At 43.6% G+C, this 18180-nt stretch carries 11 protein-coding genes and 1 pseudogene; 7 read left to right on the top strand and 5 right to left on the bottom strand.

Features of this window, described 5'->3' with window-relative positions; all coding sequences use genetic code 11:
- The first annotated feature begins 617 nt into the window (after window positions 1–617).
- Genes efeU through efeB form a run of 3 tightly spaced genes read left to right on the top strand, consistent with a single transcriptional unit; the run spans window position 618 to window position 3971 of the window.
- Window positions 618–1451 carry an iron uptake transporter permease EfeU gene (gene efeU, locus V7K21_RS23940; RefSeq protein WP_335177665.1) on the top strand — a complete coding sequence of 278 codons (834 nt, stop codon included), beginning with the start codon at window positions 618–620 and terminating at the stop codon, window positions 1449–1451.
- A gap of 31 nt (window positions 1452–1482) precedes the next feature.
- Entirely contained in the window at window positions 1483–2673 is a 1191-nt protein-coding gene (gene efeO / locus V7K21_RS23945; protein WP_335177666.1) for an iron uptake system protein EfeO, read from the top strand.
- A 29-nt stretch (window positions 2674–2702) separates the two neighbouring features.
- Complete coding sequence (gene efeB, locus V7K21_RS23950; RefSeq protein ID WP_335177667.1) at window positions 2703–3971, top strand: iron uptake transporter deferrochelatase/peroxidase subunit; 1269 nt, start codon at window positions 2703–2705, stop codon at window positions 3969–3971.
- 8 nt (window positions 3972–3979) lie between these two features.
- Here the strand turns inward: efeB and recN are convergent, their stop codons facing one another.
- Entirely contained in the window at window positions 3980–5728 is a 1749-nt protein-coding gene (gene recN, locus V7K21_RS23955) for a DNA repair protein RecN (RefSeq protein ID WP_335177675.1), read from the bottom strand.
- Window positions 5729–5976: 248 nt separating this feature from the next.
- On the opposite strand from recN, the gene V7K21_RS23960 reads away from it, so the two are divergent.
- Window positions 5977–7968 carry an ABC1 kinase family protein gene (locus V7K21_RS23960; RefSeq protein WP_335177668.1) on the top strand — a complete coding sequence of 664 codons (1992 nt, stop codon included), beginning with the start codon at window positions 5977–5979 and terminating at the stop codon, window positions 7966–7968.
- 31 nt (window positions 7969–7999) lie between these two features.
- Here V7K21_RS23960 and cysC read toward each other — a convergent pair whose 3' ends face one another.
- Window positions 8000–8947, bottom strand: a complete 948-nt coding sequence (cysC, locus tag V7K21_RS23965; RefSeq protein ID WP_335177669.1) for an adenylyl-sulfate kinase — start codon at window positions 8945–8947, stop codon at window positions 8000–8002.
- A 243-nt stretch (window positions 8948–9190) separates the two neighbouring features.
- Window positions 9191–12199, bottom strand: a complete 3009-nt coding sequence (locus tag V7K21_RS23970; protein WP_335177670.1) for a valine--tRNA ligase — start codon at window positions 12197–12199, stop codon at window positions 9191–9193.
- 65 nt (window positions 12200–12264) lie between these two features.
- Here V7K21_RS23970 and V7K21_RS23975 point away from each other — a divergent pair.
- The 3 genes and pseudogenes from V7K21_RS23975 to V7K21_RS23985 all read left to right on the top strand — a co-directional run bounded on the left by V7K21_RS23975 (window position 12265) and on the right by V7K21_RS23985 (window position 14972).
- Window positions 12265–12688 (top strand): annotated as a pseudogene (locus V7K21_RS23975) (GxxExxY protein).
- 44 nt (window positions 12689–12732) lie between these two features.
- Window positions 12733–13977: an MFS transporter gene (locus tag V7K21_RS23980; RefSeq protein WP_335177671.1), complete on the top strand. Its 1245-nt coding sequence runs from the start codon at window positions 12733–12735 to the stop codon at window positions 13975–13977.
- A gap of 35 nt (window positions 13978–14012) precedes the next feature.
- On the top strand, window positions 14013–14972 hold the full coding sequence (locus V7K21_RS23985; protein ID WP_335177672.1) for an N-acetylglucosamine kinase: 960 nt from the start codon (window positions 14013–14015) through the stop codon (window positions 14970–14972).
- A gap of 26 nt (window positions 14973–14998) precedes the next feature.
- Here the strand turns inward: V7K21_RS23985 and V7K21_RS23990 are convergent, their stop codons facing one another.
- Window positions 14999–15733, bottom strand: coding sequence for a dienelactone hydrolase family protein (locus tag V7K21_RS23990; protein ID WP_335177673.1), 735 nt, complete (start codon window positions 15731–15733; stop codon window positions 14999–15001).
- Between the two features lie 1069 nt (window positions 15734–16802).
- Window positions 16803–18074, bottom strand: coding sequence for an FGGY-family carbohydrate kinase (locus tag V7K21_RS23995; protein ID WP_335177674.1), 1272 nt, complete (start codon window positions 18072–18074; stop codon window positions 16803–16805).
- Between the last annotated feature and the right edge of the window lie 106 nt (window positions 18075–18180).

Genomic DNA, 18180 nt, shown 5'->3' on the forward strand with positions numbered 1-18180 from the left:
CGTGAGCATCTGTGTGCTAGCACTCCTTATAGTCAAATAGCTACAACGCTTATTGTTGGCTGGTGCGCCGCAGGCGCACCCCCTGAACGGTTACGATGTATGACACAATCCCAATTGCTAGCTGATATACGTTAGCTAATGCGAGAAACACAGGTGTTCAACTAACCCTTTACTATCCAACTCCCAAAAGCGAAAGCACTGGAAACGACTCTTATAGAGCCTGTCTACTAATACCTATTGACAAAATAAAAGTATGTGTGTATAAATAAATGCCTATTCTGGGCTAAATATTTAAGTCTTATTTTTAGCGATCGCATTAAAACGGAGAGCCTAAATGTTCAATTTCAACAACTCCCATATTCTATATTTTACATCAACTCCTTCTACTGGACTGGCGCTCTTGCAATGCGTTGCATGAGTTGTTTAATTAATTTACGTAGTTCAATTGAGTAATAATTTACAGTTGGCAATATTTTTTTGACAGACTGTCATTTAAATGGAAAATTTATTCTTCCAGGATTTTAGAGATTTTTAACTCACAGTTATATACAAATGTTCTCAAGTAAGTTATTATTCTCATGATGATTTGATAGTAATTATAACTAATAAGGTTATCCATGCTTTTTCCCTTCTTGATCATGTTCCGAGAGGGCGTTGAAGCTGCACTTGTCGTGGGGATCATTGCCAGTTATCTCAAGCAAACTGGACGTACCCATTTGATGAAGTCAGTCTGGATTGGCATCGCACTAGCAACTTTTCTTTGTCTAGGTGCTGGAATTATTTTGCAAATAACCAGTCAGGAGTTTCCGCAGAAAGAACAGGAACTATTTGAAGCGGTAATTTCCATTGTCGCAGTTGGGGTTCTCACCTGGATGGTTTTCTGGATGCGCCGTGCTGCTCGTTCGATTAAAGGCGAGTTACAGTCTCAAATTGAAACTGCCATTCAGTCGGGGGATAAATGGGGTATAGCACTAGTGGGGATGGCATTCTTTGCAGTACTGCGGGAAGGTCTGGAAACAGTAGTGTTTTTGCTGGCCACGTTTCAGCAAAATTTGGGAATTCAAGCTCCCGTGGGGGCATTGTTTGGATATGCGGCCGCCCTAGCCGTCGGTGTAGGCATATATCAGGGTGGTATCCGCATCAACTTGAAGCGATTTTTTAAATGGACAGGAGTCTTCATTATCGTGGTTGCTGCTGGACTCTTAGCAAGTGGGGTGAGAGCTTTCCATGAAGCCGGAGTCTGGAATTCACTACAATCAGTAATATTTGATGCTAGTGGGGTACTTCCCAAGAACGGGTTTCTCGGTTCACTTTTGGCGGGATTTTTTGGATATAACGATACCCCGACTGTGAGCGAGGCGATCGCCTATTTTGGCTATCTAATTCCTACCATGTCGCTGTTCTTCTTAGGGGATAAGGCTGGACAAAAGACTACAGCAAGCCATTCTTAGCTACTTCAATAATTTTTAGGAAAATACAAGAATGAAAAATGTTTTAAAGTACTCAACAATTATCTGTCTAATTGCCTTGACAGTAGCTGCCTGTGAATCCAACAAATCAAGCGATACTTCCACGAATAATTCTCCAGAAGCTAAGGTAGCCAGTGATACCTCTACTAAAAATTCTCCAGAAACTGCTTTGGCTGTGACAGATAAAGGTTGTGAACCAAATCAGCTGACACTAGCATCTGGGGAAAACAACTTTGTGCTTACCAATAAAAGCAGCCAACCTTTGGAGTGGGAGATTTTGTCTGGGGTGAAAGTCGTTGAGGAAAAGGAAAATATTGCTCCTGGCTTCGTTCAAAAACTTAAAACCAATCTAGAACCGGGTGAATATGACATGGCTTGCGGTTTACGCAGCAATCCCAAAGGGAAAATCACTGTCAAAGCTGGAGTTGGAAATTCTCAAGCCAAAGGGACTGTAGATCAAGGTCAATTAGTCGGTGCGATCGCCGAATACAAAGTCTACGTCACCAAAGAAACTGACCACCTAGTGGCAGACAACAAGCCCTTCACGGATGCCGTGATTGCTGGAGACCTTGCTAAAGCTCAGAAGCTCTATCCCACAGCCCATGCTCACTATGAACGTGCAGAACCGATAGCTGAACTTTTCTCCGATCTCGATAAAACTATGGATTCCCGTGCTGATGACTTTGCCAAAAAAGAGGCTGACCCACAATTCACTGGATACCATCGCATAGAGAAAGCTTTATTCCAAGACAAAACTACAAAAGGCATGAAACCTTTTGCCGAAAAGCTACAGAAAGATGGACTAGACTTACAAAAGCGCATTGCCACCTTGACCATTGAACCAAAAAATATGGTCGGCGGTGCTGCTGACTTGATTGAAGAAGTTGGTAAAACCAAGATTTCTGGAGAAGAAGACCGTTACAGCCATACTGACCTATGGGACTTCAGTGCTAATGTAGATGGTTCGCAAAAGATTGTGGAGTTATTGCGCCCCGTGATCCAAAAAGCCAATCCAGATTTATTAACGCGTGTGGATGCAAATTTCAACAAAGTTGACCAAAAACTTGCTAAATACAAAACCCCTGATGGTGGTTTTGCTACCTACGATAAGGTAAGTGAACCAGACAAGAAAGACATGAAAACAGCGGTCGCTGCCCTTGCTGAAGATTTGTCTCAGCTGCGTGGCACTCTGGGCGTTAACTAATTGATCAAGAATTCCTAGAGGAGTAAATTATGTCCATTACAAAGCAACCAAGTTTACGCATTACTCCCAAGCTAGGCCGTCGTGACTTGTTAATTGGCATGGCAGCAGCAGGTGGAGTAGCAGCTTTGACCACTTTGGGTTATCGGACTCTTCTGGGAACACCTCTTGATCCATCTGAAGAGGTCGTACCGTTCTTTGGGCTTCACCAAGCAGGTATTCTTACCCCTACTCCTGCTGCGGGTTTAATGGTCGCATTTGATACAACTGCTGCAAATAAAGCTGATTTAATGCGGTTGTTCAAAACTTTAACTGAGCGCATCCAGTTTCTCATGGCAGGGGGAACACCCAAGCCGCGCGACCCCAAATTTCCACCCAGTGATTCTGGGATTATGGGCCCAGAGATTGCTCCCAATAACCTGACAATCACCCTAGCTGTGGGTAACTCACTATTCGACAACCGCTTTGGATTCGGCAACTTAAAACCCAAGCGGTTAGATACTATGGCCAATTTTCCCAATGACCAGCTTGACCCAGATTTATGTCATGGGGATATACTCTTGCAATTCTGTGCGAATACTGAGGAATCGAATCTCCACGCTTTACGTGACATCATTAAGAACTTACCTGACTTGCTCACTTTGCGTTGGCAAATAGCGGGGTTTCTGCCGCCGAATACCCACAAAAAACAAGGCAAATCTACGGTGCGTAACCTGCTTGGTTTTAAAGATGGGACGGCAAATCTAAATGCTAGTGACGACAAATTGATGAACCGGATCGTTTGGGTACAGCCAAACAATAGTGAACCCGCTTGGACAGTAGGGGGAAGTTATCAAGTGGTGCGGGTGATCCGCAACTTAGTCGAACGCTGGGATCGTACACCATTACAGGAGCAAGAGACAATTATTGGGCGAAACAAGGAAATTGGCGCACCCTTGGGGATGAAACACGAGAAAGATATTCCTAATTATGATCAAGACTCTAAAGGTAAACAAATTCCTCTAAATGCTCATATCCGCCTTGCTAATCCTCGCAAATCAGAGTCGAGTTTGATTCTGCGGCGTGGTTTCAATTATTCACGCGGGTTTGACAAATCTGGACATTTAGATATGGGTTTGTTGTTTGTTTGTTTTCAAGCTGATTTAGAGAAGGGGTTTGTGACAGTGCAAAATCGCCTGATTGGGGAACCTTTGGAGGAGTATATTCGCCCTATTGGTGGTGGATATTTCTTCGCTTTACCTGGTGTTAAAGCTGAAGGAGGTTATCTCGGTCAGTCATTACTAGAACCATCAGCGGTGTAGATTTATGTTTAATTTTTAATTTTTTGGCGATGATTAGCAGCTTGCAATAACAGAGATTCGGCAAAAGCGATCGCATCACTTGCAGATTTACCACCAGCTAACTGTGCTAGTTCTTCCCGGCGAGTGGTTAAATTATCCAAAGTCGTAACTCTGACAACGGTACGCTGTTCAACATTGCCATTGTTAGTTTTTTTACCTTTACCTTGATTGATAGTTTGCTTATCTACGCGGAAATGCCGATCGGCCATTGCCGCAACTAAAGGCTGGTGGGTAACACACAATACTTGGTTGCGTTGACTTAACTGGTGTAATTTTTCAGCGATCGCCTGGGCTACCCTTCCCGAAACCCCGACATCAATTTCATCAAATACCATTGTCCCAGCCACATCAACCTGAGAAAAACAAGCTTTCAGAGCCAGTAAAAAGCGGCTCATTTCCCCACCAGAGGCAATTTCTGTTAAAGGTTGTAATGGTTCTCCAGGGTTGGGACTAAACATAAAGGTAATTTTATCTGCTCCGGTGGCAGTTGGGGAAGCTGGCATGATCTCAACCTGAAACTTTACCTTTTCCATCGCTAGGGGTTTGAGTTCAGCTATCAAACGTGATTCTAAATTAGCAGCCGCCTTACTCCGCAGTTGAGTTAACTGATTACTTGCTTGGGTGAGTTTCTCAAAACACCCCTTTTCTTGCTGTTCTAGGTTTTCAATAGATTGTTCGCTGTCGTTAAGTACCGCTAATTCCCCTTGAATACGTTGGTAATAGGCGATCGCTTCTTTTAGTGTCGGCCCATACTTGCGGCAAATTTGCTTTAATTCCCGAACGCGCTCTTCCACCTCTTCCAACCTGTGGGGATCGGCTTCCAAACCATCCCCATAGGCATTAATCTGCCTTCCCACTTCCATTACCGCAGCTTGCGCGTCTCTCACCAATTCCAATAGGGGTTGCAGTTGGGTATCATATTCTACCATATGATTTAATGTTGCCTCACTGTCTCCCAATAAATCTGCGGCGGCGGGGGTTTCATTATCATTTTGATACAAAGCCTGGTAAACTTTGTAACTCATCTGTTGTAAATCAACGACGTGATTTAGGCGTTCTTGTTCTTGTCCCAACTGTTCCAATTCATTCGGTTCGCTGAGATTGGCTGTTCCCAATTCTTGCACTTGATAGGTGAGCAAGTCGAATTGTTGCAACCGTTCCCGTTCTGATGTCCGGCGTTTTTCTAATGCTAAATGCGCCTGTTGGTAAGTACTGAAGCTGGTGGCAACTTTATGACGTTGCTGCATCAAGGAGTCGCCGCCATATAAATCTAACCAGTCGCGGACTTGGGCAGATTGTCCCACTTGTACCGTTTGACCTTGGGCTGTGATTTCCACCAAGCGATCGCGCATTCCTCCCATAATCTGCCGATTTACCAGCACGCCATTCACCCGCGATCGACTGCGGACATTACTAGCAGTGGCTGTGATTTCTCGACTAATGACTACGGAATTTTCATCAAGCAAATCTATTTCCTGTTCACTCAACCAAGCTGCTAGGGGGGCGTTTGAGGTGAAAGTAGCTTCTACCATTGCCCGACTTGTTCCCGTGCGAATCACTCGACTAGAGACTTTGCCACCCAAAGCGGCATCAATGGCATCCAAAATAATCGATTTCCCAGCCCCGGTTTCACCTGTCAACACATTTAGTCCCGCATCAAATTCCAATTCCAGTTGGTCAATTAGGGCAAAGTTTTCAATTCGCAGGCAAAGCAACATCAAACCAAATTCTCCGTTAGGACAGATGCCGGATACTTCTAACTTACAGGACAATAAGTATGATATTTCAGCAACTAGCAATACCTACTACTATTGAACTAGTATGCACATTTAAGTGTAGCAAACCGCTGGTAACTGGAAAAAAATTATTGTAATTCCAATGCCCTGTTTTGCTTATACCTAATGCTCAATCTCTGAACATCTTGTTACAATACTTAATGTGATCGTTCTGACTGGTGGCCTTCTTCATGATTGTTAAGACACTTCCCCCTAGTTCCCGACCGATTCAGGAGGACAGTCGCAACGGCACAAATCGCCGAGGCGAACTGGACGTTATTGATGTAGTGCCAGAAGAAAATGGTACACCAAGCTTAGTTGTGCGATCGCCAAGACTCTTAGCTGCCAAAAAGGTGAGGACAGCAGCCCAACCTGAGACGCTTTACGATCCTGTGGGCATAGCGGCGCATTACCAAAATAGAAAAGTGCAAGTTTTACGGCGGATTTTTGCCGTGTTGGGGCCGACTCTATCCTTTGCTTTTGGGTTGTGGTCGGATAGCAAACGGGGAATTGTCGTTAAAAATAACCGCCGCCGAGCCACTCAGCTACGAGTATTGCTGACCCAGCTGGGGCCTGCTTACATCAAAATTGGACAAGCTTTGTCCACCAGACCGGATCTGGTTCCTCCCGTATACTTAGAAGAATTAACCAAGCTACAAGACCAATTACCGCCTTTTGCCAACGAAATTGCTTACCAGTTTATCAAAGAAGAACTTGGTGCCCCTCCAGAAGAGGTTTACGCCGAACTCTCGGCCCAGCCAATTGCTGCGGCTTCATTGGGGCAAGTTTATAAAGGTAAGCTAAAAACTGGTGAAGAAGTCGCTATTAAAGTCCAACGCCCCGATTTAAGAGAGGGGATCACAATTGACTTGTATATTTTGCGTAACCTCGCCGCTTGGGCGCAGAAAAAGATCAAGCGGGTAAGAAGTGACTTAGTTGGTATTCTCGATGAATTAGGCGATCGCATCTTTGAAGAGATGGACTACATCCATGAGGGTGAAAATGCCGAAAGATTTTTCGAGTTGTACGGTCATATAAAAGACGTATATATACCGCAAATTTACTGGGAATACACTAATCGTCGTGTGTTGACGATGGAATGGATTAACGGCACAAAATTAACCCAGACAGAAGAAATTAGCGCCCAAGGGATAGATGCTCGTTATCTAATTGAAGTGGGTGTCCAGTGTTCCCTACGCCAACTGCTAGAACATGGATTTTTCCACGCCGATCCCCACCCTGGTAATTTGTTAGCAACAACCGATGGCAAATTGGCTTATCTCGACTTTGGGATGATGAGCGAGATTAAGCCACCACAGCGTTATGGTTTAATTGAAGCGATCGTCCACGTCGTCAACCGCGACTTTGAAGGATTAGCAAAAGACTACGTTAAGTTAGATTTCTTATCACCAGAAACTGATTTAACACCAATTATCCCAGCTTTTGCCAGAGTCTTTGCTGATGCCCAAGGAGCCAGCGTAGCCGAACTTAACATTAAAAGCATTACCGATGAACTATCGGCTTTGATGTATGAGTATCCTTTCCGCGTACCGCCCTACTATGCTTTAATTATTCGCTCTCTGGTGACGCTCGAAGGGATTGCAATATTTATAGATCCCAACTTTAAAGTCCTCAGTGAAGCTTATCCCTACGTTTCTAAACGCCTGTTAACAGACCCAGCACCGCAATTAAGAACATCATTGCAAGATTTGCTCTTTAAAGATGGCAGATTTCGCTGGAATCGCTTAGAAAACTTGTTACTTAATGCGCGTAAGAGTCAAGATTACGACTTTGACTTAGTGCTGAATCAGGGGATAGAATTTCTGTCATCTGAACGCGGTGCTTTCATTCGTGACAAGCTGGTAGATGAATCTGTTAACGGACTTGATGCTTTAGGTAAAAATATTTTGCATAACTTTACCTATCTGCTGCGAGAACGCGTTGGGTTGACAGCAGTTAATGAAACTCCGGCGGCCACAGTTGAGCAACAACAAACCTTAGAGCATATTAAACGTATATTGGGTATTCTCCGAGAAACACGAGGCTTTGATCCAGTACAACTTGCGCCCCAAATTGCCCAGTTATTGGTAAATTCTGATGTCCAACGTTTGGGTCAAAAAATTGCCAGCCGCTTCACGCAAAAGGCTGTAGCCAGGTTAATTCGGCAATTATTGGCATCTTAGTAAAAATTATGAGTTAAAGAAAGTTTTTAACTCATAAATTATTCACTCTAGCAACTATATAACCCAACTCTTTCAGCTTTTCTAAGACCTTAGTTGCACTTTCGGCAACGCTTTCTTGGTTAGTTTTGCATTCGACTTCAGGACGGAGTGGTATTTCATAAGGATCATCAATACCAATGAAGTGCTTGATCTCCCCGGATCTTGCTTTTTTATATAACCCTTTTACGTCTCGCTGTTCACAAACTTCTAATGATGCATTGACGTAAACTTCAATGAAAGATGGAATACTTTGGCGGACTTGTTCCCGAATTTCGCGGTACGGTGAAATGGCCGAAACCAATACAATTACATTATTTCTGGCAAGAAGATGAGCCACAAAGCCAATGCGCCGAATGTTCTCTTGGCGATCCTCTTTACTAAAACCCAACCCTTTGCATAGGTTTTGACGGACTGCATCGCCATCCAGAACTTCAACTTTGTATCCATGTATCCGCAGTTGTTTCTCCACGAATTCACAGATAGTAGTTTTACCTGCACCACTTAGACCAGTGAACCATACTGTCACACCATTTTTGTCGCGTTTGAGGCTTTCTTCTAAGGCTTGAATTTGTTCACGACGAGCTTCCAATTCTAAGGAACGCCGTGCTAAGTCTTGGTTTTGCAACGTCAGGGATTGTCGCCAATGTTCTGCTCGCTCGGCTTCGTGCTGCAAAAATTCTGGGGTAATGCCGATGGTGAGGTAGCTTTGTACCAGATGGAGTACCCAGTTGGCAGCATCTTCTAGTCTTTCAATGTCGCCTGTAGGGGAAAGTTCCACTAAAACAAGCAAGTTTTCACTCATAATTTTTACCTTTCCTAGCAGAATGAAAGCCTCTTCTGGAATTATCGCCCACAAGTTATCAGCTTCTTGACGCGCCAACAAGCGTAACTGGTGCTGGTCTAAAAAATCGTTTTTATGCACCTGGGCTAGATATAGCATGAGAGTCGCTTCGCTCCAATTCAAAATTCAAAATCACCAAAGTCTGATCTAAGGAAGCCTGAGCTTCGACTTCTCTGGAGTAACGGAAACGTCTCCGGCTCCGCTCAAAATTAAAAAAATGATTTTTAATAAAAAACAAGGACAAAATTTATATTTGGAATAAATTTAATTGGTAATGAGTAATTGGGAATTATTGACACTCCCATTACCCATTACAGTTATCCTAAGCCACGCAGGCGATGCCTACAACAACGCCTGAAGGCGATCGCGCAAAATTTCAGTTTGCTTTTGTGCTTCTGCTAAAGCGTCCCGCGCTCCCTGTACCACGTCTGCTCTAGCTCTATCTACAAAACTAGGATTGTTTAATCTGGCGCTCAGGGACTGAACTTCAGCTTCAGCTTTACTCAAACTTTTCTCTAGCTTGGCACGCACAGCTTCAATATCCACTACGCCGCTAAGGGGAATTAGCACTTGTATTGTACCAATCACACCTGCGTAGACGCTTTGCGGCTTGCCGTCAGGCATCGCATTTTCTGGTTCTTGTGATTGTTCTAATTCTCTCTGCGGGAAAAAGCGTCTCCATAACCTAAGTCTCGCTTGAGCAGTTAGTAAATTTTGGCTAACAAACCAAGCTGTGTAACTAAAACCAACTATTTCAAAGAAAGTTCCGACGATGGGAGTATCATCAATGGTATTCGCCACAGCTAAACCCAATCTACCAAGGAAAGCCACAACAATTAAGCCAATTATCTTCAAACCACTCTGAGGTTTTTTAGCAGCAACAGTTTGGTTTTCTTGCTTCTCAGTAATGCTTAAAGTCTCAACCTTAGCCAAATCTTTAATATAAGACTGTCCAGCAGTGAGAATTTCCCGCTCCTTCTCACTTTCAGTTTGCAAATTCGCTGTCACTTTTACCCCTGGCTTAATATCCGCTTCAGCACGCAAATTCCGAATTGTACGGATAGTCGCAATCAGCAATTCAAACTGTTCTTCTAAGGCTGAATCAATCAAGTTTGCATCTACCTGGGGATAGATTTGTAACGGTAAAGTTTGCCGAGAATCTTCTGGTTGTTGGGTGAGAGTTTGCCAAATTTCCTCGGTAATATGAGGCATAAAGGGATGAAGCAGTTTCATAATCCCTTCCAGTACGTAGCCAAGGGTTTGCTGTGCTACCCGCCGCGATGCTGGATCGGCATCTGCTTGCAATCTGGATTTCACCAGTTCAATATACTGATCGCAGAAATCACCCCAAATAAACTCGTACAATCCCTTTGCTGCTTCCCCTAAACCGTAGTTGTCGATGAAATTGGTAGTTTGTTTGACAACTTGATGATACCGCGAGATAATCCAGCGATCGCTCAATTCAGTAGCGACTGAGTTCCCCAATTGTTGCGGCGTCTGTCCATCCAAATTCATCATCACAAACCGGGCAGCATTCCACAACTTATTTGCAAAGTTGCGGGATGCCTCTACAGAAGCCGATTCATCCTTTTTGCGATCGTATTCTAAGCGGATATCTTGTCCAGCACCAGCCACTTCCCTAATTAGGGTGTAGCGCAAGGCATCAGTACCATATTTGTCAATTAATAACAACGGGTCAATGCCATTACCTTTGGTTTTAGACATCTTCTGACCTTTTTCATCCAACACCAAGCCATGAATGTAAACCGTTTGGAAAGGCATTTGTCCAGTAAAATGCCCAGCCATCATTGTCATTCTGGCAACCCAGAAAAAGATGATGTCAAAGCCTGTCACCAAAGTAGTAGTCGGGTAATAAGTTGCTAAATCCTGAGTTTGTTCCGGCCAGCCTAAAGTTGAAAACGGCCAGAGTCCAGAAGAAAACCAAGTATCTAGTACATCTGGGTCTTGTTCTAGCTTGACATTTTCACCAAATTGCGCTTTAGCTTTCTCCCAAGCTTCAGTTTCCGATTTCGCCACCACAAACGGCGTGTTATCGGTAATTTGCCCATCCGTTTCACTGACAGCGTACCAAGCAGGAATTTGGTGTCCCCACCATAATTGGCGAGAGATACACCAATCAGTAAGTTTTACTAGCCAATCACGATAGACCTTTGTCCAGCGTTGAGGGACAAACTCTGGAGAAGTTTGCTGGTCGAGGAATTCTAAGGTTTTGTCAGCTATGGGGCGAATTTTGACAAACCACTGAGTCGAGAGGAGAGGTTCAATGGGTACTTTACCGCGATCGCTGTAGGGAACGGTATGTTTATAGTCTTCTATCTTCACCAAAAAGCCATCTGCTTCTAGGCGAGAAACCACATTTTTTCTAGCAACAAATCGGTCTTGTCCTTGAAACTCCCCAGCATTGGCGTTGAGAGTGCCGTCTTTATTCATAATGTTGATCAACGGCAGATTGTGACGCTTACCCATGTCAAAATCGTTGGGATCATGGGCGGGAGTTATTTTCACGCAACCCGTGCCGAAAGTAGGGTCAACAAATTCATCACCAATGATCGGAATTTCTCGGTGTAGAATTGGTAGAGTTACAGTTTTGCCGATGAGATGTTTGTAGCGATCGTCATTGGGATTAACTGCTACTGCCGTATCGCCCAGCATCGTTTCTGGTCTAGTTGTTGCCACTTCTACATGACCAAAACCATCAGTGAGGGGATAGCGGAAATGCCAGAGATTTCCATTCACCTCTTGATTTTCTACTTCCACATCAGACACAGCCGACTGAGAAGCTGGACACCAGTTAACTAAATATTCACCACGATAAATTAAACCTTCCTCGTAAAGACGAGTAAACGCCTCGACAACAGCTTTAGATAAACCCTCATCCAGGGTAAATCTTTCCCGTGACCAGTCCACCGAGACACCCAAGCGTCGTAGCTGGTTCAGAATCGTTCCCTCAGACTCCGCCTTCCATTCCCAAGCGCGTTCTAAAAATTTATCGCGCCCCAACTCGTAGCGAGTTTTTCCCTCTGTCTTGAGTTGTCTTTCCAGCATACTATGCACAGCAATGCTGGCGTGGTCAGTTCCGGGTAGCCACAGGGTATTGCGCCCTTGCATCCGGTGGTAGCGCACGAGAGTATCAATCAACGCACTTTCAAAAGCGTGACCCATGTGCAAACTGCCGGTGACATTCGGCGGGGGAATGACGATGCAGTAGGGTTCGCCGCCTTTGTTGGGGTCAGCTTTGTAAACTTGGTTGTCTTCCCAGAATTTTTGCCATTTGGCTTCGGTGGAAAAGGGGTCGTAGAGACTGGGGAGATTGGGGACGGTTGCGGTCATGCGGGGAAAACTAGGTATGGAAGGACTCTAATAAATTTTGCCACAGGGTTGGAGAGAGGGTTTATATGGAAACGAACCGCAGAGGCGCAGAGAACGCAGAGGGAAGAGAGGTGGGAGAAGAAATGAATCGGCTTACGGGCGAGGTGATTGGGGCGGCGATTGAGGTGCATCGGGTGTTGGCCCCAGGGTTTTTGGAGGAGGTGTATAAGGAGGCGCTAATTATAGAATTTTTCAGGTGCGGGATACCTCATCTGGTTGAGAAGTCAGTAACAGTAAATTACAAAGGACATGAAGTAGGCAAGGGTAGATTAGATTTTTTGGTTGCTAATTGTCTAATTGTGGAATTAAAAGCTGTGCAAAATTTAGCCCCAATCCATGAAGCTCAAGTTCTCTCTTACCCTTAAAATGACTCATTACCCCCTTGCTCTCCTGATTAACTTTAACGTCCCCCTCCTCAAAGACGGCATCAAACGTATTATCCTCTCTTAATCTCTCTGCGCCCTCTGCGCCTCTGCGGTTCGTTCCCCAAACCCATGAAACATCAACCAACCTCCCCTTGGACATTTATCCCCACCCTATATTTCACCTCCGGCATCCCTTACGTCATCATCAACACAGTTTCCGTAATCTTTTACAAAAAACTCGGAATAGATAATACTCAAATCACTTTGTGGACAAGTTTTCTCTATCTACCTTGGGTCATCAAAATGTTTTGGGGCCCAATTGTCGATATTTACTCTACCAAACGCAAATGGATACTTTATACCCAATTTGCCATGTTCTGCTGCTTGGGTTTGATAGCCTTCTCCTTACAACTGCCAAATTTCTTTTTCATATCCCTCACAACATTAACAATAGGAGCATTTATTTCTGCAACTTATGACATTGCCACAGATGGCTTCTATCTGCTAGCTTTATCTCCTGAACAACAAGCCTTCTTTGTCGGCATTCGCTCACTGTTTTATAGAATGGCTGTAATTTTTGGCTCTGGAATATTAGTAGTTTTAGCAGGTCAGCTTGAAGTATCTCTCAACAACATTCCATTGAGTTGGACTATAGCTATTGGCTTCTCAGCTTTAATTTTAGCAATCCTCTTTATTTTCCATCGCCTAATTTTACCCTTACCTGAATCAGATAACCAACGAAAAACACAAGCTAGGGAAAATATACCCTTTTGGTCAATCATTAGCTCATATTTTGCTCAAGAAAAGATTATAGCTATTTTAGCATTTATCTTACTCTACAGATTTGGCGAAGCAATGCTTGTCAAGATAGTTTCTTTATTTTTATTGGACAAACTAGAAGTAGGAGGCTTAGGGCTATCAACATCAGATGTCGGGTTAGTCTACGGGACATTTGGAGTAATATCCCTGATTTGTGGAGGAATTTTAGGAGGTTTGCTAATTTCTAAATATGGATTAAAAAAGTGTCTGTTTCCTATGGCTTTAGCTTTGAATTTACCTGATATATTTTATGTATATATGGCTTACACCAAACCTTCGCTAACATTAGTGTATCCTTTAGTTTCTTTGGAGCAATTTGGCTATGGTTTTGGATTTACAGCTTTTAGTGTTTACTTAATGTATATCTGCCAAGGTGAATATAAAACTTCTCATTTTGCTATTTCCACTGGAATTATGGCTTTAGGCATGATGCTACCAGGTTTAATTAGCGGTTATCTGCAAAAAGCATTTGGTTATCCATTATTTTTTATCTTAGTATGTTTGCTGACTATTCCGGGGATGATTGCTCTGTTTTTTATACCTTTAAAAGAATAACCGAAGTGTCAGAATAATTAATATTATTACAAATCATGAGTTATGTTTTGGGAATAGATGGCGGCGGTAGCAAGACTATTTGTGTCTTGATAGATGATTTGCGTCAAGTGCTAGGTCGTGGTGAAGCAGGCCCATCTAATTATCAGACTATAGGTATTGAAGCCACTCTCCAATCTATTCAATCTGCAATTCACAATGCGGTTGAGACAGCAAGAATTACAAATAATGTGAAGATTGATGCGATATGCCTGGGTTTAGCAGGTGTAGGTCGTGCAGCAGATATCGAAGTAGTAAAAGGTTTAGTACAAGAGTTGCAGAATAACAAATCTCTGCCTATTACTTGGGCATTACAGCTAGCGAATATTGTAATTTGTAACGATGCTTTAATTGCTTTAGTTGGTGGAATTGGTCAGCATGTAGGAATTGTGGTTGCAGCAGGTACTGGTTCGATAGTTTTTGGGCGAAATCATCAGGGACATACCAAGCGAGTCGGTGGCTGGGGATATATTTTAGGAGATGAAGGTAGCGCTTATAAAATTGCGATCGCTGGTATGAACGCAGCATTAAAATCTTATGATGGACGGGAAATATCAACAAGTTTGCTAAAGGGTTTCAAACAGCATCTTGAATTGGAAAGTATAGAAGATTTAATAGAAGTAGTATATCGGCGAGAATGGGGAGTTAAACAGATAGCTGCTTTAGCACCAATTGTAGATTTTGCAGCTGCTTCAGGTGATATAGTAGCGAATAGTATAATTGACGATGCTGTAAAAGAGTTAGTAAAAGCTACATCTACAGTAATTGATGCAATTTTTAGTGCTGACTCAGTTTTAGAAGTAGTCACAACAGGAAGTGTGTGGCAGGGTAAATGCAATATCCATGAAAGATTTGCAGCGTCTACTGTTAAGAAGTTTCCTAAAGGAAAGGTGATTTTTCCAAGGTATGAGCCTGCTTATGGTGCTGGTTTGTTAGCGTTGCAGACAACTCAAAATTGACATAAATAAAGCAATAATAGAAGTTTTCATGCAAATATGCGCCCCAAAAAAGTTACTATTTCAGACCAAGCTGCGGTGCTAGCACTAGAATCATAACGATAACCGTCATCGCGCATGAATGTATGTTCTGCTTCATACAAGAAAACTTGGTGAGGTATGTTAGGATTCTCAATTGCTTTTATTATGGTTTGGCGATCGCTTTCTGGCACATGAGGGTCAAGAGTACCAAACACCATTAGTATCTCGCCTTTTATTTCACTTACCCGCTGGATTGTATCGGCTACCTCCTTACCCAGTTTACCACTGGGAATACCAGTAGGGTAACAGCAGACACAAGCCCGAATTTCGCTTTTAAATGCGGCGCGGAAAGCTAAATGTCCACCAATACAAAAGCCTAGAGTGCCTATTTGATTTGGAGAAACCGCATCTCCTTTCAGAAATTCAATCACCGCAAGGCAATCGGCATCATAATCAGCTACGGAGGTTCGACGCGCATCGTCATTACCCCGCATCCGTCCCAGATCGTCTGGTTCAATCACTAAACCAACTGGCTCAATTCGGTGAAAAATTTCTGGGGCTGCTACTACATAGCCGTATCCTGCTAAGTAGTTAGCTAGACGAATCATTGGATCACCTAACTGATAAATATCACTGTAGAAGACAATACCAGGATATTTTCCTGCTGCTTTGGGAGCCGCAACATAAACACGCATCAAACTGCCATTTACTCTTAACTCAACGTTGCGCTTAGTGATTTGCACTTTTTTGTCTCCGTATTCCGCTTGCTGTGATTAAAGCAGCCTACTGCCGTCAGGCATTCATCCGCATTTACAAAATACCTAAAGGTTTTTCCAGCATCAGGATAGGCTACTAACTGTCAATGAAAGAAAGCAATGGCGTTGCATATTTGCGGGATGATTTTGTTAGTTTTGTGAGACAGGCAACATGAGCGCTCCGATATACAAGGGATGCTCATGTTGCCCACCCTACAAAAATCATCCCTTAATTCAGTAACGCCAAAGCAATAATAGGAGTTTTCAGTTTGCAAATCACCCCACCCTAACCCTCCCTCTTATAAAGGGGAGGGAACTAGATTTCCTGTTTCCCCCTTTGCAAGAAGTTATCGGCAAGTTTCGGTTACGTTGATTTTTGAGGAAACTAGATTTCCTGTTTCCCCCCTTTGCAAGGGGGGACTAAGAGGGGTAATTCGACTTGTGCGTACACTGTAGCCTTTCAGGAAAGAGGCTTTGAATCTTACCCCCTTCCCTTGCACTACGGTGTACACACAAGTATGACCAACATAGGTTTCAACTCTTCTAGTTGTTTCGTAGGGTGCGTTATAGAGACGCCAAAATAACAAATGAGTTCGCCAAAATAACAAATGCGTTGGCGTAGCCCGCACTTCGACAAAGCTCAGTGACCGCTCAAGTGCGACGCAGTTTTTTACTACGATTTCAGTAACTACGGCAGTTATGACCAATTGACTGTTGATAGATTGACCCAATGGCATCCGGCTTTTCTACAACTGTGTAAAACTTTAGATGAATGTGCCAAAAAATATCGGGGGTTTTGTCAAAGGTATAAACCGAAAGCTTAATCCGTCGCTGTTCTCCTTCTGGTACATAAATGCGTCAAAAACTCCCGGTAATTAGTAAAGGGGATAGATGACATTCGCTTGCTGCGAAGCACCCATCCCCGAATAGCTGCCCAGATGCTCAACCTGGAATCTATAGTCCGGTATCTAATAATTACAGTATCGGCCGAGATATGTAGATTGTCACTGGGATAGATACTGATTTACGAAATACCTACGAAAAGATTGTTACACAATTACTCTTGTTCACCCTTACTTCCGCCTCCCATCGCCAACAGCGCCGTTCCGTAAGCTGCTTCTGTGTACACTGACGCTACTACAGGAACCTGCAAATGACGCGCCCTAATCGCAGTCCAAGTTTCATTCGCCGCGCCACCGCCAGCAGTATAAACACGGCTCAAGTTGTCTGCGCCCATTTGCTGTAATAATTCATACCCTCGCGCTTCTATGCGGGCAATGCTTTCTAACAACCCATGCAAAAATTCTACTGGATGATCTGGGCGTGGTTCCAATCGTGGGGCTAGATTGGGATCATTAATCGGAAAGCGATCGCCTGCTTTCAATAATGGATAATAATCTAACTCGCTGGCAATTGAAGCATCAATCTCTCGGCTAAGGCTTTCTAACTCAGCGTTTGTGAAAAATTGCTTTAGCACTGCACCCCCAGTATTAGAAGCACCCCCAGTTAGCCACAAATCACCCAACCGATGGCTGTAAATCCCATATCTGGCATCTTCTACACGGGTACGACTTAACAACTTTAGTACCAACGTTGAACCAAGGGAAGTCACGGCTTCACCAGGTAATTTTGCCCCACTAGCGAGAAAAGCGGCAATACTATCAGTTGTACCTGCACACACCTGACAATCACGGCAAAAACCGAACTTATCGGCAATTTCAGGACGCAATTTTGCAATGGGAGTCCCAGGAGTTAAAACTTTGGGTAGCTGAATCGGTATTTGCAAATTTTCTAGCCATTCTGGGTATTTCAACTCTTCCACGTCATAACCCAGCTTTAAAGCATTATGGTAATCGCTAATCCCTAAATACCCATGTAGGAGAAACGCCAGCCAATCAGCTTGATGCAGGAAATATCTAGCTTCGCTAAAAGAAGGTAATTGCCTCATCCACAAAAGTTTGGCAAGGCTGGAGGTGGCACTCAACACGGTATGATTGGGGGGTGCGATACTCTTCAAATGCTCTAGCACCAATGATCCCCGCGCATCGTTATACAGCAATGGTGCATCTGTTGGATTACCAACAGCATCGACCAGCAAGACGGTAGAAGAAGTACCATTAATTGCGATCGCTTTAATTTCTCGCCGCAATTGGTCAGGTATTTGTTCCATCAGCACAAATAAAGCCTGCTGCCAAATTTTTGGCATAATAGGGGCTGGTGAATCCTGGAAGGGATATCGTACCTCAGCCTGGATATAAGAAGCTTCCTCATCAATCACCATACCGCGGGCGCCAGATGTACCGAAGTCGATACCCAAATACAAATTCATATTTTTATAAATTTTTATACATATACGCCTTATGTGAATTAAGCCACAGGATGCTGTTCAAAAGTAAGAACATCAATACCAAAACGCTGGCGCAGAAAAATACGCA

Source organism: Nostoc sp., assembly GCF_036919595.1.
Taxonomy (GTDB): Bacteria; Cyanobacteriota; Cyanobacteriia; order Cyanobacteriales; family Nostocaceae; genus Nostoc.